The 24,398-nt window shown below is 38.9% G+C and carries 19 protein-coding genes and 2 pseudogenes; 6 read left to right on the top strand and 15 right to left on the bottom strand.

The genetic code is table 11. The annotated features are described in order from the left end of the window. Positions 1–6: 6 nt before the first annotated feature. The 4 genes from ADU73_RS06615 to ADU73_RS06600 all read right to left on the bottom strand — a co-directional run bounded on the left by ADU73_RS06615 (position 7) and on the right by ADU73_RS06600 (position 4,368). Positions 7–1,287: a UDP-N-acetylglucosamine 1-carboxyvinyltransferase gene (locus ADU73_RS06615; RefSeq protein WP_046871598.1), complete on the bottom strand. Its 1,281-nt coding sequence runs from the start codon at positions 1,285–1,287 to the stop codon at positions 7–9. A 233-nt stretch (positions 1,288–1,520) separates the two neighbouring features. Next, entirely contained in the window at positions 1,521–3,122 is a 1,602-nt protein-coding gene (locus ADU73_RS06610; RefSeq protein ID WP_062913312.1) for a CTP synthase, read from the bottom strand. A 175-nt stretch (positions 3,123–3,297) separates the two neighbouring features. Further along, on the bottom strand, positions 3,298–3,882 hold the full coding sequence (rpoE, locus tag ADU73_RS06605) for a DNA-directed RNA polymerase subunit delta (protein WP_062903871.1): 585 nt from the start codon (positions 3,880–3,882) through the stop codon (positions 3,298–3,300). A gap of 45 nt (positions 3,883–3,927) precedes the next feature. After that, on the bottom strand, positions 3,928–4,368 hold the full coding sequence (locus tag ADU73_RS06600) for a YwiB family protein (protein ID WP_046871595.1): 441 nt from the start codon (positions 4,366–4,368) through the stop codon (positions 3,928–3,930). A 227-nt stretch (positions 4,369–4,595) separates the two neighbouring features. On the opposite strand from ADU73_RS06600, the gene ADU73_RS06595 reads away from it, so the two are divergent. Both ADU73_RS06595 and yidA read left to right on the top strand, forming a co-directional pair. Further along, a complete protein-coding gene (locus tag ADU73_RS06595) occupies positions 4,596–5,972 on the top strand; it encodes an HD domain-containing protein (protein WP_062913311.1) in 1,377 nt (458 codons plus the stop codon). Beyond that, positions 5,969–6,775 carry a sugar-phosphatase gene (yidA, locus tag ADU73_RS06590; protein ID WP_046871593.1) on the top strand — a complete coding sequence of 269 codons (807 nt, stop codon included), beginning with the start codon at positions 5,969–5,971 and terminating at the stop codon, positions 6,773–6,775. Before ADU73_RS06595 ends, yidA begins: the two co-directional genes overlap by 4 nt. A gap of 52 nt (positions 6,776–6,827) precedes the next feature. Here the strand turns inward: yidA and ADU73_RS06585 are convergent, their stop codons facing one another. Together ADU73_RS06585 and ADU73_RS06580 are read right to left on the bottom strand one after the other, a co-directional pair. After that, the gene (locus ADU73_RS06585; protein ID WP_145930491.1) at positions 6,828–7,139 is read right to left on the bottom strand and encodes a DUF3899 domain-containing protein; all 312 of its coding nucleotides are present in this window, start codon (positions 7,137–7,139) and stop codon (positions 6,828–6,830) included. Positions 7,140–7,224: 85 nt separating this feature from the next. Then, on the bottom strand, positions 7,225–8,115 hold the full coding sequence (locus tag ADU73_RS06580; protein WP_046871591.1) for a YihY/virulence factor BrkB family protein: 891 nt from the start codon (positions 8,113–8,115) through the stop codon (positions 7,225–7,227). Positions 8,116–8,346: 231 nt separating this feature from the next. Here ADU73_RS06580 and ADU73_RS06575 point away from each other — a divergent pair, with 231 nt between their 5' ends. Both ADU73_RS06575 and ADU73_RS06570 read left to right on the top strand, forming a co-directional pair. Further along, positions 8,347–8,847, top strand: coding sequence for a GW dipeptide domain-containing protein (locus ADU73_RS06575; protein ID WP_056986062.1), 501 nt, complete (start codon positions 8,347–8,349; stop codon positions 8,845–8,847). A gap of 30 nt (positions 8,848–8,877) precedes the next feature. Continuing rightward, positions 8,878–10,083, top strand: coding sequence for a CotH kinase family protein (locus tag ADU73_RS06570; protein ID WP_056986063.1), 1,206 nt, complete (start codon positions 8,878–8,880; stop codon positions 10,081–10,083). A 264-nt stretch (positions 10,084–10,347) separates the two neighbouring features. Here the strand turns inward: ADU73_RS06570 and ADU73_RS06565 are convergent, their stop codons facing one another. Together ADU73_RS06565 and ADU73_RS06560 are read right to left on the bottom strand one after the other, a co-directional pair. After that, positions 10,348–11,331: a glycosyltransferase family 2 protein gene (locus ADU73_RS06565; RefSeq protein WP_056986064.1), complete on the bottom strand. Its 984-nt coding sequence runs from the start codon at positions 11,329–11,331 to the stop codon at positions 10,348–10,350. A gap of 2 nt (positions 11,332–11,333) precedes the next feature. Beyond that, a pseudogene (locus ADU73_RS06560) lies at positions 11,334–12,137 on the bottom strand (glycosyltransferase); the annotation flags it as partial. A 269-nt stretch (positions 12,138–12,406) separates the two neighbouring features. Here ADU73_RS06560 and ADU73_RS06555 point away from each other — a divergent pair. Then, positions 12,407–13,621, top strand: coding sequence for an IS110 family RNA-guided transposase (locus ADU73_RS06555; RefSeq protein ID WP_145930490.1), 1,215 nt, complete (start codon positions 12,407–12,409; stop codon positions 13,619–13,621). Between the two features lie 163 nt (positions 13,622–13,784). Here the strand turns inward: ADU73_RS06555 and ADU73_RS06550 are convergent, their stop codons facing one another. The 3 genes and pseudogenes from ADU73_RS06550 to ADU73_RS06540 form a co-directional block, all read right to left on the bottom strand. Continuing rightward, positions 13,785–13,991 (bottom strand): glycosyltransferase, encoded by a 207-nt coding sequence (locus tag ADU73_RS06550; RefSeq protein ID WP_062913309.1) that lies wholly within the window; start codon positions 13,989–13,991, stop codon positions 13,785–13,787. Between the two features lie 858 nt (positions 13,992–14,849). Next, a pseudogene (locus tag ADU73_RS06545) lies at positions 14,850–16,160 on the bottom strand (IS1380 family transposase). Positions 16,161–16,441: 281 nt separating this feature from the next. Next, positions 16,442–17,998: an LPXTG cell wall anchor domain-containing protein gene (locus ADU73_RS06540; RefSeq protein ID WP_062904481.1), complete on the bottom strand. Its 1,557-nt coding sequence runs from the start codon at positions 17,996–17,998 to the stop codon at positions 16,442–16,444. Between the two features lie 28 nt (positions 17,999–18,026). On the opposite strand from ADU73_RS06540, the gene ADU73_RS10575 reads away from it, so the two are divergent. After that, positions 18,027–19,073 carry a hypothetical protein gene (locus tag ADU73_RS10575; protein ID WP_193394630.1) on the top strand — a complete coding sequence of 349 codons (1,047 nt, stop codon included), beginning with the start codon at positions 18,027–18,029 and terminating at the stop codon, positions 19,071–19,073. Positions 19,074–19,113: 40 nt separating this feature from the next. Here the strand turns inward: ADU73_RS10575 and ADU73_RS06530 are convergent, their stop codons facing one another. The 4 genes from ADU73_RS06530 to ADU73_RS06515 all read right to left on the bottom strand — a co-directional run bounded on the left by ADU73_RS06530 (position 19,114) and on the right by ADU73_RS06515 (position 24,024). Then, positions 19,114–20,895 carry a KxYKxGKxW signal peptide domain-containing protein gene (locus tag ADU73_RS06530; protein ID WP_062913308.1) on the bottom strand — a complete coding sequence of 594 codons (1,782 nt, stop codon included), beginning with the start codon at positions 20,893–20,895 and terminating at the stop codon, positions 19,114–19,116. Positions 20,896–21,320: 425 nt separating this feature from the next. After that, entirely contained in the window at positions 21,321–21,938 is a 618-nt protein-coding gene (locus tag ADU73_RS06525) for a response regulator transcription factor (RefSeq protein ID WP_046871185.1), read from the bottom strand. A 257-nt stretch (positions 21,939–22,195) separates the two neighbouring features. Continuing rightward, the gene (locus ADU73_RS06520; RefSeq protein WP_052694479.1) at positions 22,196–23,269 is read right to left on the bottom strand and encodes a WxLIP family cell surface protein; all 1,074 of its coding nucleotides are present in this window, start codon (positions 23,267–23,269) and stop codon (positions 22,196–22,198) included. Between the two features lie 26 nt (positions 23,270–23,295). Then, the gene (locus ADU73_RS06515) at positions 23,296–24,024 is read right to left on the bottom strand and encodes a WxL domain-containing protein (protein ID WP_046871184.1); all 729 of its coding nucleotides are present in this window, start codon (positions 24,022–24,024) and stop codon (positions 23,296–23,298) included. Between the last annotated feature and the right edge of the window lie 374 nt (positions 24,025–24,398).

The raw sequence follows: 24,398 nt of genomic DNA, 5'->3' as shown, positions 1-24,398 counted from the left end.
TTACCTCTATTTTACTTTTTCTGTTTCGTCACTCACAATTTTAATATCGGCACCTAATTGCTTTAATTTATAGACAATCCGATCATAACCGCGAAGAATATTTTCTGCTTTTTGGATAATTGTTGTCCCATTTGCCATAAGTCCAGCAATCATTAATGCGGCACCAGCACGAATCTCTCCTGCTTCAACCGTTGCGCCATGCAACTCATCGGTATGATCGACAATAATAATATCATTTTCAACCCGGACGTTAGCTCCCATTTTCTGGAGCTGAGAAATATGTTTAATTCGTTTAGGATAAATACTATCAATAATCACGCTGCTTCCGTCAGCCTTCATCAGCGCGGGGGTAATTGGTTGTTGTAAATCGGTGGCAAAACCAGGAAATGGATTTGTTTTAATTTCAATTGGATGCAGATTCTTCGTTTTTGGAACATAAATACTATCATCGCCAACTTGTAAATCAACACCCAATTCAAGAAGTTTCGAGTTAAAGGATTCCAAATGCTCTGGAATAATGTTATTGATTTGAATGCCATCACCAACTGAGGCTGCTAATGACAAATAAGTCCCAGCTTCAATACGATCTGGAATAATGGTATGCGTCGCGTTACTTCGAAGACTGTCCACGCCTTCAATCCGGATCACATCAGTCCCTGCTCCCCGGATTTTAGCGCCCAAACTATTCAAGAAGGACACCAGGTCAATGATTTCAGGCTCACGAGCCGCATTTTCAATGGTTGTTTGTCCATGTGCCTTAACAGCTGCTAAAATCACATTGATCGTCGCTCCTACTGACACAACGTCTAAGAAAATATGGGCTCCATGTAATTCATGCGTATCGGTCGTAATGTAGACAGAATCATTTTTTTCGTTAACCGTGGCTCCTAAAGCTTTGAACCCTTTAATGTGTTGATCAATTGGACGAGACCCAATGTTATCACCACCGGGAAAACTTACCGTGGCTCGTTTAAAACGACCAAGCAGTGCACCCATAAAGTAATAGGAAGCACGCAAACTTTTAATTGCCCTACTAGGTAAGGCACTTTCAATTATATTAGTTGGATCAATTTCCATGACACCATCTTTAAACGTTGAGTGGACATTCATAGATTCTAAAATAATCATCAAATTATGAACGTCCAAGATGTCAGGAACAGAGTCTAGGCGGACAGGGGTATCGGCTAAAATTGCAGCTGGAATTAACGCCACTGTGCTATTTTTTGCACCGCCGATTGTTACCTCACCGGAAAGTTGTCGTCCGCCTCGGATTACCATTTTTTTCATGTGTACTTTCCTCACTTATAAACATCCTAATAATGTACAGTCAATTCTAATCATAAATAATCTATATGAAAAAAACAACCATGAATTTAAATAAATTCCCATGTAAACCCGTACAAGGGTCGTTTTGCCCATATAACTTATTCTTGATTAACTTATTGGTAATCTTCATCCATATAAAATGAAAAAATAGCAAATGAAATCGAAAAAATTCATCTGCTACTTTCAATTTTATTTTATTGTTCGTCAGCGGCTTCAATAAATGCTTTGAATAATCCTTCTGGACGTTGTGGACGTGATAAAAATTCCGGATGATATTGAGAAGCCACAAAGAATTTATTTTCAGGCAACTCAATAACTTCTACCAAATGATTATCAGGTGATGTTCCAGAAAATACCAATCCATGTTCCTGCATGGCATCCCGATATTCATTATTAAACTCATAACGATGACGGTGACGTTCTTGAATAACATCTTGATTATCATAAGCCTTTGCTGCTACAGAACCGGGCTTCAATTTGCAAGGATAAAGTCCCAAACGTTGGGTACCACCCATGTCGTGCACATCTTCTTGATCAGCCATTAAATCAATAATGTTGTGCTTAGTATCTTTATTCATTTCTGTAGAGTTAGCGTCTTTGTAGCCCAACACATTCCGTGCGAATTCTACTGAAGCCATCTGCATTCCTAAACAAATTCCTAAGAATGGGAGATCATTTTCACGCGCATATTGAATGGCCGTAATCATCCCTTCAATTCCACGATCACCAAATCCACCTGGCACAATGAGGCCATCAACATCGACTAAAATTTCACCAACATTTTCCGGTGTAATTTTTTCCGAATCTAATTTTTTGATTTCAATTCTTGCATTTACAGGATATCCGGCATGTTTTAATGCTTCTGAAACAGAAATATAAGCATCTTGTAAGGCAACATATTTACCAACCAAGGCAATCTTAAGTGTATGATCAAGCCCATTACGGACATGTTCGGTCATTTTCCGCCAATCTTCCATGTCAGCCTGTGGTGTATCCAAACCAAAATGATCCATGATAATTTGATCCATTCCTTGAGCCTGAAGATTCAAAGGAATTTGATAAAGATTGTCCACATCCCGAGATTCAATAACTGCTTCTGGATCAACATCACAGAACAAAGCAATTTTATTGCGCATTGCTTGAGTGATGGGCTTTTCAGTCCGCACAACCAAAATATTTGGTTGAATTCCCACGCCCCGTAATTCTTTAACACTGTGTTGGGTGGGTTTAGTTTTCATTTCACCAGCTGCACGCAGATATGGAATCAGGGTTGTATGAACATAAACCACGTTCTCTGAACCTACTTCACTCTTCATTTGACGTAAAGCTTCCAAGAATGGTAATGATTCAATATCACCAACTGTCCCGCCAATTTCAGTAATCACAATATCTGAATCGGTAACGGTTCCGGCCCGCATGATTTTCTCTTTAATTGTATCTGTGATATGGGGAATGACTTGAACTGTAGCACCCAAGTAATCGCCATGACGTTCCTTTTTTAAAACCTCAGAATAAATTTTTCCAGTGGTCACATTGGAATACTTATTTAAATCATTATCAATAAACCGTTCATAATGACCTAAATCAAGATCCGTTTCCGTGCCATCATCTGTAACAAACACTTCTCCATGTTGATAAGGACTCATCGTTCCAGGATCCACATTAATGTATGGATCAAACTTCTGGATGGTCACTTTCAAACCACGATTCTTAAGTAAACGGCCGAGAGAAGCTGCAACGATTCCTTTACCAAGTGAAGAAACAACACCGCCGGTAACAAAAATATATTTGGTCATTTTCTAACTCCTTTGAGGTTTTTTAAGGGACATTCAAAAAATAATAAAAAAGCTCCCTATCCATTTGGAATAGGGAGCACAATCTAAAATCCGTACTGTTGGCTTTGCACACAGCAAAGCGCCCAATAAAGATAATACAAGGTAACTAAGATAATGTCAAGCCTTACAAACAGACTTATTCGTCATCATCGGAATCATCGTCATCAAGCTCTGAAAGTTGGCCTTCAATGCCATCTGGCAAATCATCGTCAGGTAAATCATCATTATCGTCATCATCTTTTGAGGTGTCTGTATAATCATCGTTGTTCGCAGTCGCATCAAAGTCATCGTCGTCGTTTCCGGCCACAACATCGTCATCATCTTCTGGATCATCGGCATCATAATCAATCACATCATCGTCGTCAGCAGCATCAGCTAAGAAAGCATTAACCTTCTTACGCTTCTTTTTCTTAGGACGATCATCATCTTCATCATCTTCAGTATGAATAACAGCCTCATCAATGGATTCAAAGGGATACCAAGTACGTAAGCCCCAACTATTATCCCCCAAAGAAATAAAGCTACCATCAGTGTTTAAATCAGTATAAAATTGTGACAAACGTTCACGGAATTCTTCATCAGTTTTGCCAAGATACTGTTGAACTTCATTGGCGAGATCCACGAAAGCCATGGAATCACCGTGTTGCGCAAGAATTGCATGGGCAACCTCAATTAATGAGAGTTCTGTTTTGTCTTGTCCATCAAAAATTTTCAAGTCCAAAATGGTACACGTCCTTTCAACAGTCTACTCTCCATGATACATTACTTAAGCCGTAAATTGCAATCTAATTTTATAGTCTCCTAATAAACTTTCACCGGCAAACAATTGATAATTTACATTTACAGTTCCTGAAATTGGTTGATCACGCATACGGACCTCTAAAAATGGCGTTACCGTATCTACTGGTAATATCCCATATGGCGTGCGGTAGCGAGCCTGAATTCGTTTACCATTACTAAAACGCAACCGTAATTTATTTTCACCGGATCTAGTTAGTAACACGTCGCCTTCATTATCAATTTTCATCGTGACTGGCACTGGTTCCTTTGTGTGCTCATCTGTTTCCTGGTAACGTAAATAAACTGAGTCACCCATTTGAAATAGTTGACCGTCTTCATCAAAGGTAAAATGAGATTGTTCACCTTCTTGTGTAATATACGTATCCAGGTGAATGGCGATTGGCACGCCAGTATTTAATTCATCCATCAAAGTCAGCACCCCTTTTCAAAAAACATCTTCCTTATAGTATAAACCAATATGCGTCATTCATCATAGTGTTTTGGTTCAGTAATTTACTTATGAATACAAAACAAAACCAACTTCTTTTTTATTGGTGGTTAGGGAACGAACATATCCGCTTAACATCAACCAATGGGCAAATCTTTGTTATACTAGTTAGTAACAAATGATTTAATGAAGGGAAGCTTGTTTTCATGGATTATCGCAATCAAATGTTACCAATGGAAAAAGTGTTTCGAGATCCGGTTCATGATTATGTGTATGTTCAAAACCAAGTTATTTTAGATTTAATTAACACAAAGGAATTTCAGCGGTTACGGCGCATTCATCAATTGGGTACGACTTCACTTGTGTTCCATGGCGCTGAGCATACCCGCTTTTCGCACTCCTTAGGCTGTTACGAAGTAGCGCGCAGAATTTGTGATAATTTTGAACGCAACTATCCGACAAAAACACCAGGTGATGGCCTTTGGGACAACTCCGAACGGTTAGTCACCCTTTGTGCGGCCCTTCTTCATGATATCGGTCATGGTGCGTATTCTCATACTTTCGAGCACATTTTTCATACGGATCACGAATGGTATACAGAACAAATTATCACCAGCCCAGAAACTGAAGTAAACAAGGTTTTGCGACGCGTTTTACCTAAATTTCCGGATGAAGTTGCCAGTGTGATTTCACATAAATATCCAAATCCTCAAGTTGTCCAAATGATTTCTAGCCAAATTGATGCTGATCGAATGGATTATCTGCTTCGAGATTCTTACTATACCGGTACCAATTATGGCACGTTTGATTTAACTCGAATTTTACGGGTCATGCGTCCATATAAGGGTGGTATTGCCTTTTCAATCAGCGGCATTCATGCGGTCGAAGATTTCATTGTCAGCCGGTTTCAAATGTACTTACAGGTTTATTTTCATCCCGTTTCACGCTCGATGGAAATGATTTTAAGTCATTTGTTGCAACGCGCAAATGAAATTTACGGTGGCAATCAAAAAGATGCCGATAAGCAACGAAATTTTGTCCCTTATTTCTTGCTTCCATTCTTTGATCACACAGCAACCGTTACCGATTATTTGCGCTTAGACGACGGCGTTTTAAATACTTACTTCCAACAATGGGAAGACGATCAAGATCCCGTCTTGAATGATTTATCGAAACGCTTTTTAAACCGCATTCCACTCAAATCAGTCCGATTTACACATGAAACCGAATATTTATTACCAGAATTACGCAATCTAATTGAAAAAGCTGGTTTCAATAGTACGTATTACACGGCGGTCAATGATAGTTACGATCTCCCTTACGATGCGTACGATCCCAGCACCAGCAAACCACGAACCCAAATTGAGCTCATGCAACACGATGGCACTTTAGTCGAATTATCCACCGCTAGTGCCCTAGTAGCTGCAATTACCGGTCGTGTTTCCGGAGATCAGCGATTCTTCTTCCCTAAAAAGATGCTTTCTCAAGATGCCGGCGAACTATTCCATCCGCTTTACCAAGAATTTCAGTCTTACATTAAAAATGGCGTGCTTATGGACGCAAAGGAGGGCCATCTTTCATGATTAAACTAATTGCCATTGACTTAGATGGCACGCTTTTAACAGACGACAAACACATTGCCGCAGAAACAGTTACGGCCATCAAACAGGCCAGCCAATCAGGTGTTAAAGTCGTTTTGTGCTCCGGTCGTCCCCTTACCGGCGTGGCTGAGCACCTCCACACACTTGGTCTTTCCGGTAATGATCAGTATGTCATCACCTTTAATGGTGCTTTAGTGCAGACTATTGAAGGTCGTGTCCTGATTCATCACACGCTAAATTATAATGACTACACAGATTTAGAAGCCTTAAGCCGGAAATTGCATAACCATTTTCATGTTGAAACAGAAAATCACATTTACACTGCAAATAAAAATATTAGTCCTTATACGATTGGCGAAAGTTTTTATGTACGCATGGCCATCCGTTATCGGGCGGTTGGCGATATGCCGGCTAATTTTAAAATTTCTAAAGGTATGTTTATTGACCCACCCGAAAAAATTACGGAACTTCGAAAAAAAATTCCACAAACATTTTTAGATAAGTACTACTTTGTTCAAAGTGAACCTTATTTTCTAGAGGTATTGAACAAGTCTGCCAGCAAAGGCAACGCATTGAAAGGTCTAACTAAGCGCCTAAATTTGCTGCCAGAAAATGTCATGGCCATCGGTGATCAGGGCAATGATTTATCCATGTTACAATTTGCCGGTACTCCTGTTGCCATGGGAAATGCCATCCCTGAAGCTAAAAAACTGGCTACATTTATCACGAGTACCAATGAAGAAAACGGCGTCGCAAAAGCAATTCAAAAATTCGTTTTAGATTAAAAATTACCAATAAAGGACACCCCGGCTTTTAAGCTGGCGTGCCCTTTTTGATTTAAAATAACGAAATTAAAACACTGACAATAATCGTAAAACTCCCAATATTTAGGAAGTAACGGGCCGGCTTGGTTATCACAATCGGGCCATTTTTTTCTCGGCCAACCTTATGCACATCAATTTTCTTTCTATCCGAATCATCTTCACCCTTAGCGGGACGCCGAAACCAACCCGTGAATAAATGACCTCGCTCCAATACAAAGAAAATACCAACGATCAATAGTAACAATCCTGCCATAAAAAAGTGATTGCTCACTTTTAACGGGTCTTTAAAAATTAACCAATCAATAAGCATTAATATTACAATCAAGGCTTCACTGGTCAAGGCTTTGTGCTTTTTTATATTTTCCGTAATTGTCACACCTTTAACTTAAATTATGTTTGTATTATACCAGTTAATGACTAGTTTGGTGGTTTCTTTTTAAATGGCTCAGTTTTGGTTTGAATGGTAACCCACTAATTTTTTCTTGTAAGGCTGCGTTGATAACGCCCCCAATTAGCATGATTTCGGCCAAAAAATCTAACCACAACATGATAATAATAAAAGTTCCAATCGTTTTATACGTAGTAACTGCTCCGCCAAAATAGCGTAAATATAACGTAAAAAATTGGGTCAAAATAACGAGACCAATCATCGCAAAGAGTGCACCAGCCCACGCGTACCGCCAACGAACCCTAGCCATCGGCACGATCATATACAAGATGGTCAAAATCAACCAAATTCCGAGAATTGTAATTGGCCACTTGATAGTTTCTACAAAATTGATAAAATCCTGTGGTATTTGTAGCAACGGCGTGAGATAAGCTAACGCAACTTGCCCGAATGAAAAAGAAAAGACAATTATAATCAACGCCACCATAAATAAAAGGACAATTAAAAATGATAGAATGCGCATTAATATTGCATTGGTCGTGTTCTCCATGTCGTAGGTCGCGTTTAAGGCCTGTTGGAAGGCGCTGATCCCCTTGCTGGCAGACCAGAGGGCCACTACCACCCCAATTGATAACACGCCACCATTGTTAGTTGTTAGTAGTTGTTTAATCAGGGGACTCAAAATCTTATAAATATTTTCTGGCATAATTCGATTTACATATTTCAAAACGGTGTTTACCGGTAAATTTAATAAGGGTAATACATTCCCAATCAATAAGAGTAAAGGAAAGAAAGATAGCAACGTATAGTAAGCTAACACAATCCCATTGTTTGAGATGTTTCCTTTTTTATACCGCCGCAAAAAGATCGTGATAAAATCAAAAAATGAGGTTTGTTGAAATCTTCTAAGCATGGCTGTCCTCCTCTGTATCGATATGGTTGTTTTCTTTAGTTTACCATGTGATTGCTGCTTATAAAAATAATAAGATAATCACGTTTTCTATTTAACTTTGCTTTTTAATTAAACGACAAAACTGATTTGCATTTCAGTACTCAATTACAGGAGGAATATATCTAAAAATAGTAATCTATCTAATAAAATAATGTTAAAATTAAATCATAATATAATAGTTGAGGTGAGTTTATGTCAGATAGTAACTACGATGTATATGTGAATAATATGGTAGAAGTGAACTATGATGCAACGATCGACCAAACTGCCCGTTTCGATGGTCTCTACAAGGGAATGATGTGGCCGTATAACCATGGTGATGTGGCTGGCAATCGTGACGCACGACCATTACACGGAACAGCAATCCATGTTACACAAGAAGCAAATCTGAATACAGGCATGACCTTTGTGAAATTTAATTGGCAAGGAAACGATGTTTGGATTCCCAAAGAAGGAGTTATTCCGCCCACATTTGATTCACAAATTAGTCTCACTAACCAATTAGCAACGTTAGCCAAAACTAACATTGATTATCCTTACTTTAAGGACATTCCACAAACTAAAAAATTTAGTCATATTCCGATCGGATATATTAATAAGGATAGAATAGCCGGTCAAACCATTCTGGTAACCGCTCGTGCCATTCGTAGTGATAATCAAGAATTTAAACAGTTTTTTACCAACGGATCATGATTTTGGGTCAGTTCTCAGGCCGTCACAAAGATGGGCAAGCCATTGGCAACTCTATTTATTGGTAGTGACACTGCCTCGCGCTCAAAAGCTAAATCTAAAATAAGTAGTGTGACAATTCGACAACCAAACGGTGAAAATACGCTGGCCCAGATCAAGTTTTCTGTCCAAGGCAATTACACCAAAGATTTCAAGCGCCGTAATTTCGAATTCGAACTTTATAATGATTTCGAGCAATCCCAATCTAAATTAGTTAAATTTGGCACTTGGCAGCCAAGAAGTAAATTTTCTTTGCGTGGTGACTATACCGACCAAACCCATTCCAGAAATGGAACTGGCTACTCTTTATGGAAAGAAATTTTAGCAACTGAAAAAATCTATCCTGAAAAAATCAGAGATAAAGAGATGTTGGGAACCATTCAAACCCAGCCAGTCAATGTCTTCTTTGATGGTATGAATTATGGCATTTACAGTCTTTCAAGCTATTTCGATGCGAATAGTCTCAAGCTCGATTCTAACAATGAAGATGAAATCCTCCTGTTAGCACTTGATGGCTACACAAATGATAAAGATCTTGCTTTTGCAAACCCAACTGCCAGATTAAATGATTCTGACTTTGGCGTCATGTCACACCATACAGCTGCCGATAAAAAATTGTTTACAAATACAAATCGTTTAATGAAATTTATCCATTCTTCAACCGATCAAGAATTTCATAAAAATGCCCAAAATTACTTTGATCCTCTCAATTTGATTGATTACATTTTGTTTACGGGGGCCCTTGACGCCTTTGATAATGTTACTCACAATACAACTGTCTTCACTTATGATGGCAAGCATTGGTTGTTTTCATTAATTGATTTAGATATTAGTTTTGATATTGATGCAGATGGCAAACTTCTTTCTAATCCACATCCAGTTTTGAATCATATTGATTCACCGTTGTTCAAACGAATTTTTGCTTGCTTCCCAGAAGAGGTAGAATCCCGCTGGCAGGAATTACGCAAAACAATTCTCAGTGAAGACCATGTAATTGACGCTTACAAACAAAAGATGGACGAAATTGGCGGAACAAATTTTGCTGCTGATCAAAACATTTGGCACAGTCCAACCGGTCCAACGAGTAGTTTAGCCAATGTAACTAACTTTGTTCACCGACAATTACCTAAGTGCGATCATATTATTGAAAAATCATTTCATAGCAACCTTTTAAACGGATTTAAAATAGATTTCAAATAAGGAATCGTTCACTGTATGTACATCTTCCTGTTAATAAATTGCCCAAATGGTAACCAATTAACAGGATTTTTTAAAATTAAATTTCTAATACCGAAAAAACTAATTTTTATATACTAAAGCTAAACTCTACTTAAAATTCACTATGTTAAAAAAATAGCTTGAATCCTAAATTTATAGGAATCAAACTATAATAAATCGCCTTATCTATTTTTGTCATAACCTTCATGTTATCTTAGCTTCAAAGCAACTGGATCAAAGTTCAACTTAACTCTTCAAAAGTTTTTCAGAATGTGCCAAGTATTTACTAAAATCAGAAATATCATAGTTCTCATATTCTGAACCTGGCTGATGCAATGCCTGTAATTGCTGTTGCATTATATCTTGTGTGGAGCCCCATAAATCAGCGTTTTCTTTCAACATCAGCTGTTGTTCATGGTCTAATGTTTTCTCATCATATCCAGGATTCTTTTTCTCCCAATAAAACAATGTGGCAATAGAATTGCCAAAATCAAACGCTAATTTCTGGGGTGCCTTTTCTTTAATCTTACGCAAATAATATTTATTCATTTTAGCCCATTGATCTAACCGAATATTAAATTTTAAGGCAGGATCTCTAACAGTAGATTTTTCATTATACAACCAACTGTAAACAAACGAGTCAAGCCAAACAACATCACTCGCTAATTCTACCGCCATGGCACAGAAATACACATCCTCAAATATCCGAACATCATCCAGCCAGTGCAAGCCCATCCGTTCGACATAATCACGATTGAACCATTTGGCATAGGCAGCACTCCAAACAGGATCATTATGTAAATAAAAATAACTGCCGTCTGCATTTCTACCTTGTTCAATATACTTGGCAACTATTACTTCATGGTCACCCTTTTTAACTACATCAAAAAACTCCTGCAGAGCACCATCATAATAAAATTCATCATCAGCATCAACAAACATATAGTATCTGCCCTTGGCCATTTCCATGCCACGCTGTCTAGCAACCCCGGCGCCCCCACTATTCGTAAAATATTTGTAACGAATATTAAGATTATTAAGCACTGAAAAATCATCTAAACTTTTTAGTTTTTTTCCACCATCTCCAACTAGAATAATTTCCACTTCACGAAAATCAATCCCAATTTGATAGTTAATTGATGATAAAGCAATCATCAGCTGATACTCATCTTCGTTGTAAAAGGGAATGATAATTGACACAGTTGGCCTGAATTCTTTCTTTGCATCCATTATTACTTCGTCTCCTTTTCAGAAAATTGATTTCCTAACGCGTATTGTTCTGTATCGTATAAAAATTTAATTGCATCATCATTACTTAAGCCTGTGTAATTAGTTTTTTTTATGTTGTAACTTATGATTGCTTGCATAATTTTTACGCGTGCCGGTAGCCAATACGAACTAAATTCACGAAGCAAATGAATATGCTCTTCTGTAAATTTTTCCATATTTGCTGGTTTAAATTTCTTTTGTCGATAATAAATATCTGCAACATAATCCACAAACCAATCTTCCACACGCGCAGCTTTGTATTTTTGTACTTGTTCAAGAAAATATCGACGTCCTCTACTCCAAATATGTAACTGGTCATCAAAGGAAATCCCTGAATTATCAATACGTCGGCCAACTGATTTACTGTTATACAACCAAGTATAACTGTAAGCATCTATTTGCTTAATATTCGTTGCAAATTCATAAGCTAGCCCAACAAAATAAGTATCTTCAAACACTTTCAAATCATCAGCCCAGCGAATATGATAGCGCTCAATAAGATCACGATTAAACCACTTAGAAAAAATAGAATAGTTTTCATTGTTATCATGGAAAACATAAAACAGGTTGCCGTTCTCAATACTCTTTGCTTGTTCAACATACTTACCAGCAATTATGTCATAATTTTTTTTATCAGTAACATTGAAAAAATCTAACAAAGCCCCATCAATATGGAATTGATCATCCGCATCCATAAACATAAAATACTGGCCACTTGCATGATCCATTCCCATTTGTCGAGCAGGCCCAGGACCATGCCCTTCACTTGAACGAAGGTAAACGGACTAACATTAGTGGTGAATCATAATTCGACGAAATTATGATTCACCACTTTTTCATTCTGTTAAAGTGGTAATGAAGTTGACATGTCGAAGTGTCATTTGGCGCATCATACGATGACGTCGCAAGATAAATTGGCAACTTCATTTGGTTCACCAATAAGCTCGCTCGAAGTCCGTTGGCTACTAAAAGTCGTGTATTGAAAATTGAGATGAGTGAATCGATGAATACAACTTTGATAAGGTGGTGTTTAAATATGATTGATATCGAAATCATATTTGGCATAGATGTAAGTAAACATAGTTCAAATGTAGCAATTTTAGCCGATGACAGTGTCATTAAAGAATTCAAGATAACTAACGATCGTATAGGTTATGAAACCCTTGATGACGCTCTTAATAGCTTTAAGTCACCCAAGGTAATTTTTGAATCTTCTGGCATCTATTCACGAAGTATTCGTGCCTTTTTACAGAGAAAAAATTGGATTTATACCGAGATTAATCCTTTGGCGGCCAAGAAAGATATGGATGGTTTTCGGCACAATAAGAATGATCAGCTGGACGCAGTAGCATTAGCCACTGCAATGGCACACTATCATTATCAATCGACGTTCAGAGAAGCAGGCGTCTATGAAGAACTGCATGATTTAGAGCGAACCTATCAAGAGTTCAACGAAGATCTCGTGCGAGCCAAGAATCGATTGCATAAGAACCTGCAGCTCACTTTTCCTGAAGTTGAACAATTTATAAGTACAACAGATGGTACTTTATATTGGCACGTTGTACAGCAGTTTCCGCATCCAACTTTCGTATTAGAAACTAAACTATCAGAATTAGCGCAACTAATTTTAAAAGCGACACTCAAGAACATGAGTGAAAAACGAGCGCTTGGCTTAGCCGAGCACCTTAAAGAATTAGCAAACAAATCCGCTCCGGCGGTTAGTAGCGATGCGTGTGCGGTTAGCTCTGTCGTTTACCTAGCTGGTGAAGTAGAGCGTCTCAATGATAAAAAAGACGAAATTATTAGAGAAATGTCCCAAATTTCAGTATCACTCAATGAGATTCCTATCCTGCAATCAATTCCAGAATTTGGCATTAAAACAGCGGTTTGCCTTCTAGCCGAACTTGGCGATATTAGTCGATTCCATAGTTCTAATGCCATTAATGCATATATCGGAATTGACTTAATTCAATATCAATCTGGAGACTACGAAATGGGACAGCACATCCGAAAACGTGGAAATTCATACGCTCGAAAAATATTGTTCAAAGCTGTTTTGAATATGGTGTGTGCTGCTAAATATCATCCCTCCAACGTCAGTATTCTTTATCAACGCAAAAAGCAATCTTCCAGTGAAACCCACACTAAGAAGATTGCCATAGCAGCGATGGGACGGCTCATTAGAACCATCTACCACCTAATTAAGAATAATGAATTGTATGATTCCAGAAAGTGCCTACCACAACACTAATACACAATTCATCTAAACTGATTATAGCACCTCAAAAAATTTAAATACCTGAGGTGTTTTTTGGCGTAGCCTAAATATTAATTTCTCAGTCCAAAAGTAGCAATCTTAAGCTAAGAATAAATAAATAGTTAACAGAGTTACTGATATCAAAGGTTTCTCTTGACTAATGGTAGAAAATTACATCTAAATTTTTTAGTAGTCTAAAAGTATCCTTACCATTTGGAAGCTCAGGACCGCCATCATTTACTAAAATGACTTCAACTTTTTCAAAATTAATACCAATTTGATTATTTATTGAGGTTAATACATTAAACACTGTGTAAATCGGCTCATTATGGAATGGAATAATAATCGAAACTGTTTTCTGCATAACACTGCAACTCCTCTATAATATACTTCATCATATTTAATAAATTCTTTTATTCATATCACCTAACAATTATAAGTCAACTATGACTTCAAGAATAAATATAGAATCCATAAACTCTTCTTTTATTTATTAATCCATTCAATCATGAATCATCTGTTGAAAATTGTGTAACCACAAATTTTTATACTTCACATATTATTTATCCTATGCCAAAGATTCTAAACAATTTATCGTCAATATTTTCTCCAGACCATTAGTTAGTCACTAACGCTCATAATTGTTTATACAACTAATTATACCATTTTTGTTTAATTAGTTGGCTAATTAATAAAAAAGTCTACCATATTAAGAACCAAAAAATTAAGAAATATTATTAGAGTAATCTGTCTCATTTCTTACACAAGCGAAGTTATAAAATTCACCAATGAAAAACATCTAAACGAGGTTAAAAAGGATTCTTAATGCTTATAACTCAAAACATTATAACGTGCTAAATAAACTAATAGATACTTAACCAAATCCTAATGTTATCTTCAATTCACATAAGCATTGCTATTTAGTCATAAAAACAAACCGGCATTGAATACAAACAAGTGTAAAAGAAATGAATTCTAAAGCTATTCAACTTTTTATTATATTCCCTGAAATATTCATAGATCGAAATATAATGCTTATGTATTTAAAAAATAGCTCTTGCAAGGGCTATTTTTTTTAATGGGTTTGACTTTGGGGCTTCTACAACAAGGAAATAGCAAGTTTTTAAATCGAAAGTGATGTGCAGGTCAAAATTTATGTACTCCAAATAAACTCATTAAGAGCTATTTTGAAAATTTTGATTAATTTGACACAATTCGATAGTTACCAATGTAATTGTTGAATCTTGGCCAATACCTGATAGAACAGTTTTTGGTAAACGTGCGAACTACTTAATTTTAAATATAGTTTTCAACCACTTCGAACTAACTTTCCTGCAATTTTAAACAGCCAAAGACGGAGCGTTCCAACACGCACACTGACGTGTTGCGGTGGTAAGCATAGTTGTTTGAAGAGACTTACTAAATTATAAGCTAAGACACTCAGCATCATCCGTGCATGATTTTCAATAAAACCGGTACTGTTAGTTTTGTCGAAAAAGAAACCCTCTTTGGCTTCTTTAATATCATTTTCCATTTGACCACGATGTTGATATAATTCGAAGGTTGTTTCCGGTGTTAATTTGGTTAAGTTGGTAAGCACATATTCATGATTAAAGAGTAATTCACCAGCTTCACGCGTTGATTTAATATAGATTTGGCGAGGTTGATTCCAAGAACCAGCTTGATATTTAGCCGAATAATAGTGAATCTCGGTTTGATCCCATTGTTGTTCATCGTCAATTCGTACATAGCCCTCAGCCAAATCACGCAATCGGCGGTTAGCTTTTAAACGTACCAAATAAAATGCCTTGTTTTCTTCACAAGTATCATAGAGTTCTGGTGTGGCAAAGCCACTATCTCCACGAACCAGGATTTCAGTACAAGGCAGACTATTTTGATAGTGTTGTAATAGAGGTTCTAAAAATGGACGGATTTCCTTACTGGTATAAACATTGCCTGGTCGCAATTGGGCCGCTAAAAAAGCTTCATTTTGACCATCGAAAGCAACCAATGGATGAAAGCCGTTCGTTTGATAGTGAGCATTGAAATCACTGCTTTCTTGATTACCGAAGGTATCAGAATGAGTCGAATCAACGTCAATGATTAGTTCCGTTTGATTAGTAGTCAGGCGTCCTCGGTCAAGCAGAGTCTGGTTTAACACTTGTAAAGAAGCGACAGATTTTTCATCAAAACGTTGCCAAAATCACGAAATAGAAGCTTGCGAAGCTATAGCAGGTTTATCAAGTAGCAATTTAAAAATAGGATCAAAACGCAAACTGGTAGCAACCTGATCGGTGGCGTAGCCAGCAATCTTCTGTAATAATAGCTGTTCCATTAGACTAACATTACTGTGCTGGTAATAGCGTCGCTGGTCTTTAAATGAAACTAGTTTTTCAGCAAGGTTTGCGAAATCAAGTTTATGCATGATCTCTTTGATGAGCACTAACCCTGCATCACTGGAAAGTTCACCACCAGTGTGAGAAATATGTAATTTAGAATTGAAATGGACTTGCTTTTCCTGTAAAGTTGTCATAGGAGCTCTCCTTCTGATGGTTCTTTTTTAGCGATAATAACTATATCAGAAAAGGGAGCTCTTTGCATATAAAATTTGCGCACCCAAAAGGTGCAAATAAAAAAGGACCCAACGTCAGTGACTGTGGTAATTCACTGACGTTGGGTCCTTTACTATGAATATTTCAGGTATTCAATTACGTTTGAAATTTATTATCAATAAAATTTGATACAAAAAAAGGTCACACATCAATTTTGATGTGTGACCTTTTGATTTAACTTAACGTCCGGGCATTTGTGGCTCTAATTTCTTTTACGTCTCTTCAATCCTACTAGAGATAAGAGTGACATAAGTAACATGCCTAATACTCCTAATTCAGAAAGATTATTCGATGCATCCGAAGTTTGTGGTAATTTACCCTTTTCGTTAACATTTTGTGAATTTTTAGAAGCATTCACTGAGCTACCAGAAGTATTATTCAAGTTAGCATTGGTATTATTTTGTAATTCAGTACCACTAAAGTTAACTCGTGTACCGCCCGGTGTGCTTGTATTTTGTCCTGGTGTCTTTACAGTGCCACCTGGAGTTGTTGTAGTTCCGCCTGGAGTTACAACACTACCACCTGGGGTCTTCACTGGTTGACTTGGCTTTGTGGTGTTGTCACCACCAGCGTTTGGTCCTACCTGTGTGCCACCTGGAGTCGTAATTGTGCCACCATTTGAAACTTTGCTGCCACCTGGTGTGGTCTGTGTACCGCCTGGAGTCTTAGTATTCTGTCCTGGTGTGGTTACTTTACCGCCTGGTGTAGTTGTAGTCCCACCTGGGGTAACTTTGTTACCACCTGGAGTTGTTACATTACCACCTTTGGTGATTGTTGTACCACCCTTGGTGATTGTGGTACCACCATCTGTGATGATCGTGCCACCCGGTGTGGTTGTTGTGCCGCCTGGTGTCTTCGTATTTTGTCCCGGTGTCTTTACAGTGCCACCTGGAGTTGTTGTAGTTCCGCCTGGAGTTACAACACTACCACCTGGGGTCTTCACTGGTTGACTTGGCTTTGTGGTGTTGTCACCACCAGCGTTTGGTCCTACCTGTGTGCCACCTGGAGTCGTAATTGTGCCACCATTTGAAACTTTGCTGCCACCTGGTGTGGTCTGTGTACCGCCTGGAGTCTTAGTATTCTGTCCTGGTGTGGTTACTTTACCGCCTGGTGTAGTTGTAGTCCCACCTGGGGTAACTTTGTTACCACCTGGAGTTGTTACATTACCACCTTTGGTGATTGTTGTACCACCCTTGGTGATTGTGGTACCACCATCTGTGATGATCGTGCCACCCGGTGTGGTTGTTGTGCCGCCTGGTGTCTTCGTATTTTGTCCCGGTGTCTTTACAGTGCCACCTGGAGTTGTTGTAGTTCCGCCTGGAGTTACAACACTACCACCTGGGGTCTTCACTGGTTGACTTGGCTTTGTGGTGTTGTCACCACCAGCGTTTGGTCCTACCTGTGTGCCACCTGGAGTCGTAATTGTGCCACCATTTGAAACTTTGCTGCCACCTGGTGTGGTCTGTGTACCGCCTGGAGTCTTAGTATTCTGTCCTGGTGTGGTTACTTTACCGCCTGGTGTAGTTGTAGTCCCACCTGGGGTAACTTTGTTACCACCTGGAGTTGTTACATTACCACCTTTGGTGATTGTTGTACCACCCTTGGTGATTGTGGTACCACCATCTGTGATGATCGTGCCACCCGGTGTGGTTGTTGTGCCGCCTGGTGTCTTCGTATTTTGTCCCGGTGTCTTTACAGTGCCACCTGGAGTTGTTGTAGTTCCGCCTGAAGTTACAACACTACCACCTGGGGTCTTCACTGGTTGACTTGGCTTTGTAACTGTACCTGTGCCAGTTGTGCTACCAGTCCCAGTTGTTGAGCCCGTTCCGGTTGTTGAGCCAGTTCCGGTTGTTGATCCAGTTCCGGTTGTTGATCCAGTACCTGTGGTACTACCTGTTCCAGTCGTTGAGCCGGTACCTGTGGTACTACCTGTGCCAGTTGTGCTACCAGTCCCAGTTGTTGAGCCTGTTCCAGTTGTTGAGCCAGTTCCAGTTGTTGAGCCAGTCCCAGTTGTGCTACCAGTTCCGGTTGTTGAACCTGTACCTGTTGTTGAACCTGTACCTGTTGTTGAACCAGTTCCGGTTGTTGAACCTGTACCTGTGGTACTACCTGTTCCAGTCGTTGAGCCAGTGCCAGTTGTGCTACCAGTCCCAGTTGTTGAGCCTGTTCCGGTTGTGCTACCAGTCCCAGTTGTTGAACCTGTTCCAGTCGTTGATCCGGTGCCAGTTGTGCTACCAGTCCCAGTCGTTGAACCAGTACCTGTTGTTGAACCAGTACCTGTTGTCGAACCAGTCCCAGTCGTTGAACCAGTGCCAGTTGTCGATCCGGTACCTGTTGTTGAACCCGTGCTAGTCGTTGGTGTTGAAGTTCCACCACCTGGAGTTATTGTTGTGCCACCTGGTGTCTTTATTGTTGTGCCACCTGGCGATGTTACCGTACCATTTGGTGTTGTTTTTGTACCACCTGGCGTAATAGTTGAACCACCTGGCGTTGTTACTTTTCCACCTGGTGTCTTTACTGTGCCACCTGGCGTTGTTATTGTACCGCCTGGTGTTGTTACTTCTCCACCTGGTGTCGTTGTTGTGCCACCTGGCGTTGTTATTGTACCACCCGGCGTTGTTACTGTACCGCCTAGTGTTGTTACTTCTCCACCTGGTGTCGTTGTTGTGCCACCTGGTGTTGTTGTTGTCGTTGTACCACCCGGCGTTGTTGTCGTTGTTGTACCGCCTGGTGTCTTTGTTGTGCCACCTGAGGTATTTGTTTCGCTTGGCGTTACAGCAGTTACAGGCTCTCCTGCAATATTATCAGTATTAGTTTTATCATTTGCACCATAGATTGTATCGTTACTTGCTTGTGCATACGACGGTGTAATAGTTAAAGTACTTTCAGGCCCAACGCTGCCATCAACTCTGACTGTGTATTACCATTAGCATCTGAAACTCCCGTTCCTACAACATTTCCAGCACTATCAGTTACAGTAACGGTAACTCCTCGAGCCGCAGCTCCTCCTCCAGTTGTTGTTCCAGTAATCTGGTACCCAGATTTAGAGTCGCCAGCAACTTTAGAAACTGAAACAACTGGTGTGTTTTTATAAGTCAGAACCGCTTTTGCAGTATTGTTTCCCAAATCCGCTATGTCAGCTTCAAGAGTATTGTCATTGACATATTGCGCTTCAAGAGTATACGAACCCGTAGCACCAGTAACTGTTGGCGTTACTGCAGTTACAGGAACTGTTGTTTGAATTTGGCCAACTAGTGTAGCACTACCAATTTTGTTAATAAATGATCCACCAGTTGTAATTGAAGCTTTAAGTGCATTAATCGCAGGTGTCAGAAAGCTCATGATATCACTCGCAGCCGTACCAGAAACGTCTGTAGTAAAACCAAGTACAGTAGCTGTAACGTGAATAGCACTAACTGCGTTCGTTAAATTAGTAATAGTCTGAGTAATGTCTTGCGTCAAAATATTTGAAATTCCAGTGTCACCAGTAATATCAACATACATGTATTTACCATCGGCGCTCTGCGTAACTGGAGCTGAGAATACACCGGTCCCAAGCTTAGAAATCAGCGTTGAAACATCGAACGCATCAACAACTCCTTGGGCATTAAAATTAACACCAGGTATTGCGTCCACAAGCTTAGCTCCATTGCTCAAAGCTGTTCCGATACCTTCAATTAAGCCCGTTAAAATTGATAAATCATCAGCAGGAATAGAAATGGTCGTATAAACTGTTGCATTACCATTTGTATTAACTTTAAGGCCATCAGGAACTTCAACTTGTAAATAGGTCTTTTGATCACCAGCAACTGTTCCAGAAACACCAATTGTTGAGCCAACTACAACATTCATATTCGTTGACGTCGGAGCTCCTGAACCAGCCTGCAAAGCATCTGTACCTTGTTCACCTTGCCCGGTATCTTCTGTAACCTTTGTTGGGTTAGTTTTTGAAACATCCGTCTCAGTACTTGGATTAGTATCAACTGTTGTTTTTGTGCTTGTAAACGCAGTAACGCTTGCAGCAGCAGCAGTAATCATTTGTGGTTTACCAGTAGTTTCATAGGCTATTAAAGCAGCAGATTTAGCAGCAGCAATGTCTGCATTGGTCGGATCGACCAAATTAGTTACCGTAGCCGAACTAGTAGCATCTGAAATCGATGTCACCGAACTTGGTACCTTTACATTTGATGTAACGTTACTTGTAGCTGTTGAACTGGTCGCACCTGATTTTGATACAGAACTAACAGAAGTAGAACTTGAAACTGTTGAACTGGTCACACTTGAATTCGATGCAGAGCTTACAGAAGCAGAACTTGAAGTTGCTGAACTGGTCGCACCTGATTTCGATGCAGAGCCCACAGAAGCAGAACTTGAGTTTACTGAATTACTGGTCACACTTGAATTCGATGCAGAGCTTACAGAAGCAGAGCTTGAAGCTGTTGAACTAGCCGCGCTTGATTTTGATGCAGAGCTCGTGGTCGCTACATTAGCAGTAGGAACTACTGTGTCAGCATGTGCATCATTTACTTGAGTGGCCATGCCAATTCCTAATGAAAGCATAGCCATGCCGGCAAACATCCATCGTTTGCCGTCCTTATACATCTTGTAGTGCTCGTCAATCTTTTTAGCACGTCCGAGTATATTATTTTTACCCATTATCTACAACTCCTCCTTTATTAAAAGTATAAATTAAAGCAATTTTGCATTGTTCATTTTTAAAAGGTTCTTTAAATCTATATTGGTAAATGAAAACGCCCTCTCTCTATCTCATGACCATAATATAACCATAATCAATGGTATATTCAAAAGGTGCTGTCCTCAATGTACTTTTGGGCCACAATAGTTGCCCAAAGAGGAAAAATAATTAAAAAAATAGCAACATTAAATACTGTTTTAAGAAATCACGTGCAAAATAGCACTTTTTTATAGATTTGATTTATAAAACTTAATCTTAAAATATCTTAAAATAATTAAGGAAAAAAAGTGTAATTTAGTTTTTCTATCACTAAATTGCACTTTTAATTTTCATTTTCTATTAATTTGCCATAATAATTTTCAATACTTAAATTTTAGTTTTCCACTTATAATTTAATTAATCCAAGTTGCATCACTTTTGCAACCGCTGCTACACGACTATTCACACCTAATTTTTCATAAATATTAGTTAAATGGCTCTTAATCGTTCTTTCACCAAAATGCAGGTCGCCAGCAATTTTGGAAGTACGTTCACCTTTAGCAATCCTAGTCAGCACGTCCAAATCTTCATCTGTTAACTCATATCTCAAATTTCGATAATCAGTCGTGTTTCTTAGTAATTTAGGTGATACAATTACTTTTCCTTCCATGACATCATGAATTGTTTGAAAAATAATTTGTGCCGTCGCACTTTTTAATATGAATCCATCCGTCTTTAGTGACATTGCTTTACTAAAAACGTTGACATCTTCATAACCGGTAAGAATAATAACTTTTACTTTCGGAAATTGACTCTTAATTCGCCCCAGCGTTGCAATACCATCTAAAACTGGCATCCGAATATCTAGTAAAACAATATCAATTTCAACGGTATCTAGTTTTTGTAGAGCTATTTTACCATTTTCTGCTTCGGCCATAATTTTTAAATCTTTTTTGTCTTTAAATGCGACCCTTAAACCATCTCTATAGATCGGATGGTCATCGACAATCATTATTTTTATCATAAGTATCTTCCTCCAAATAAAACATTAATTTTAATTGAAGCTTTTTGGCCGTTAACCAAATGAATTCTATTCATTTAAAATTTCTTTTGTGACCCAATTATAGCAAAATAGAATACTTCCTTAAAGTATTTAAATTTAAAAATCACATATTTTTGACGAAGATAGCTCTTATATAACCAATATCCAACAAAAAAACAGCCTCGTAGATTTATTCATCCCTACGTAAGCTGCTTTCCATTTATAATTCTGTACAAAACTTAGTCATCTTCTTCGTGCTTATTTAGCTGTTGCCGAAGGGCCTCGTTCTCGGCTTCTTTAGCTTTTAGCTTTCTTCTACTTAACCAAAAGGCGATGGCAATTAAGAGAAGGATAATGAGGACACCTACTGAAACATAAATCCACGTGTAATCTTTTTTGATCGAAACATCTTTAGCATTTAACTTAGCCGCTTTTTCTCGAGTAATCGTAAACGTCTTCTTGAAATGCCAGGTCTGTTTTTTAGATTTCGCGGTGATATTCATTACATATCTCCCGGCCTTTAAACTTTGTCCATTCAATTGGAGGCCGTAGTTGAAAACAGAATTGGGAGCCATTTGCATGTTAGTTCTTTTTTGCCGATAAAGAACTTTAGAGTTTCCCTGCTTAGTCACTTTTGCGTTAACCGATAATTTATTGAGGTAAGTTGCCTTCACGTTTCGTAATCGGGCATTAATCACGTTTCGCAAATTAACTTGCCCTGGTTTCACACTCGCCAATTTCATATCCGGTAGCACTTTTTTAGTATTCTGTTGCAACACGATCCCAATTAAATAGGCATACTCATTTTGAACCGTAGTTCCCTTCTTCTTTTTCGCATTTTTGCTAACTTCTTGATTTTTATCCTGAAGCCGCAATCCCCCCGCCATAACGCCGTTAAATTTCTCTTTTGGCATTGTAATTTTTAAATGAATCTTTTTCGTTTGTTTACCGTTTAGCACCACGGTTTTTTCCACTGGTTTGACATAGTCTGCCAAGGAATATTTTAAACTGGTATCAAGATTCTTCTTGGCAACTTTTTGGTACTCTACTGTCCCGTTCAAGTTGGTCGTCGCTGTGTTGACCTCGGGTTCAATTTTAACCTGATCTTTAGAACTGTTCGTGACCGTTACCGTCACAGTTTGGGTTGCGCCAGGCTTTAAATTCAGATCAAAATACGTCACACCTTTATCTACTTGATTTTCTGGTAGATTGGCTTCTACCCCAAAAGACAGTTCACTTGCCGAGACTGGGATAGTTAGTAACACCCCAAGCACCATAGTTATTAAAATCAAGAATAAATTTTTACGTTTCACAGTGATGACCCCCTTACCAGTTTAAATTAATCGCCTGATGGTGTATCAGCTAAAGTCCATGTTAACTTTGTGCTGTAGCTATCTGCATTGGGATGAGCTGCTGCCGGTACCATTAGTTTAACTGATGATGCGCCTGCTTCCCCAAAAACATCGACCCAGGTTCCAGCACCACCACCGACATCAGCTTTCATAACGCTTGTTGTTGCTCCTGGAACTAATGCGGTGTCCGTTGTCGTTGAAGTTACTGTATCGTTTGAGGTTGGATATCCAACAGAAGCAGCTTGCTTTTGACTTGTTCCAAGGCTTAATGCAGCACCAGATAATTCGCTACCTGTAGTGTCTACAAACTGTTTTTCTTCTTTCACTGTTAAACTCCAACCTTTAGGAGTTCCAGCCCGACGATCACTAACCTGGACATAGTTTGGAATTGCGGTCCCATCGCCTTTTTTCGCATCTGCTGCTGTATAGGTCGCATCCGCGGTTGGAATATTGTGTGTGCCAAAATCAAAACTAGATACATAATCAATTGTCAGTGGGCCTGTTTCACCAGTTCCAGGAATTTCAGGATCAGTTGGATCTGTTGGATTCGTGGGGTCAACTGGGTCAACTGGATCAACAGTATTTTCTTTAAATGCAGCAGTCGCAGTTGATTGTTCAATGCGACTTTCGGCCGCAAAAGCTGTAACTGGGGCAACCGCTCCTAAAACCAAGGTTCCAATGCTAAGAACTGAGAGTAATAATTTTTTGTTAATCATGAGTATCGCTCCTTTTCGTTTTTAAATGACTATTTTGCTTTCAGCAAAATTTTATTCTCAATACGGATGTCCATCCTCTCTACACCGCTAAAGCGGCTAGTCGGACTGGCTCCTTTTCGTTTTTAAATAGCTATTTTACTTTCGCAAAATCCTATTCTCATACGGATGTCCATCCTGCCATGTTTCTTGCGGTCGGTACTTCGGCCACAAGAATGGTCAACGTCCGAAACATCCAAGATCATTAGTGTACTTTGCTAATGATCCTCCTTACTGTGGAGTAGTCCGCTACACCGTTAAAACGGCAACTCGGACTGGCTCCTTTTCGTTTTTAACTGTCTATTTTGCTTTTAGCAAAACCCTACTATCCAATTTTT

Source organism: Pediococcus damnosus (assembly GCF_001611155.1).
Classification (GTDB): domain Bacteria; phylum Bacillota; class Bacilli; order Lactobacillales; family Lactobacillaceae; genus Pediococcus; species Pediococcus damnosus.
This window is presented reverse-complemented; position numbering and strand designations above follow the sequence as displayed.

Bases quoted from the DNA above. Each gene is read 5' to 3' on its own strand.
- ADU73_RS06615 (WP_046871598.1), bottom strand. From the start codon at position 1,287: ATGAAAAAAATGGTAATCCGAGGCGGACGACAACTTTCCGGTGAGGTA.
- ADU73_RS06610 (WP_062913312.1), bottom strand. From the start codon at position 3,122: ATGACCAAATATATTTTTGTTACCGGCGGTGTTGTTTCTTCACTTGGT.
- ADU73_RS06600 (WP_046871595.1), bottom strand. From the start codon at position 4,368: ATGGATGAATTAAATACTGGCGTGCCAATCGCCATTCACCTGGATACG.
- ADU73_RS06595 (WP_062913311.1), top strand. From the start codon at position 4,596: ATGGATTATCGCAATCAAATGTTACCAATGGAAAAAGTGTTTCGAGAT.
- yidA (WP_046871593.1), top strand. From the start codon at position 5,969: ATGATTAAACTAATTGCCATTGACTTAGATGGCACGCTTTTAACAGAC.
- ADU73_RS06580 (WP_046871591.1), bottom strand. From the start codon at position 8,115: ATGCTTAGAAGATTTCAACAAACCTCATTTTTTGATTTTATCACGATC.
- ADU73_RS06575 (WP_056986062.1), top strand. From the start codon at position 8,347: ATGTCAGATAGTAACTACGATGTATATGTGAATAATATGGTAGAAGTG.
- ADU73_RS06570 (WP_056986063.1), top strand. From the start codon at position 8,878: ATGGGCAAGCCATTGGCAACTCTATTTATTGGTAGTGACACTGCCTCG.
- ADU73_RS06565 (WP_056986064.1), bottom strand. From the start codon at position 11,331: ATGGATGCAAAGAAAGAATTCAGGCCAACTGTGTCAATTATCATTCCC.
- ADU73_RS06555 (WP_145930490.1), top strand. From the start codon at position 12,407: ATGATTGATATCGAAATCATATTTGGCATAGATGTAAGTAAACATAGT.
- ADU73_RS06550 (WP_062913309.1), bottom strand. From the start codon at position 13,991: ATGCAGAAAACAGTTTCGATTATTATTCCATTCCATAATGAGCCGATT.
- ADU73_RS06530 (WP_062913308.1), bottom strand. From the start codon at position 20,895: ATGGGTAAAAATAATATACTCGGACGTGCTAAAAAGATTGACGAGCAC.
- ADU73_RS06525 (WP_046871185.1), bottom strand. From the start codon at position 21,938: ATGATAAAAATAATGATTGTCGATGACCATCCGATCTATAGAGATGGT.
- ADU73_RS06515 (WP_046871184.1), bottom strand. From the start codon at position 24,024: ATGATTAACAAAAAATTATTACTCTCAGTTCTTAGCATTGGAACCTTG.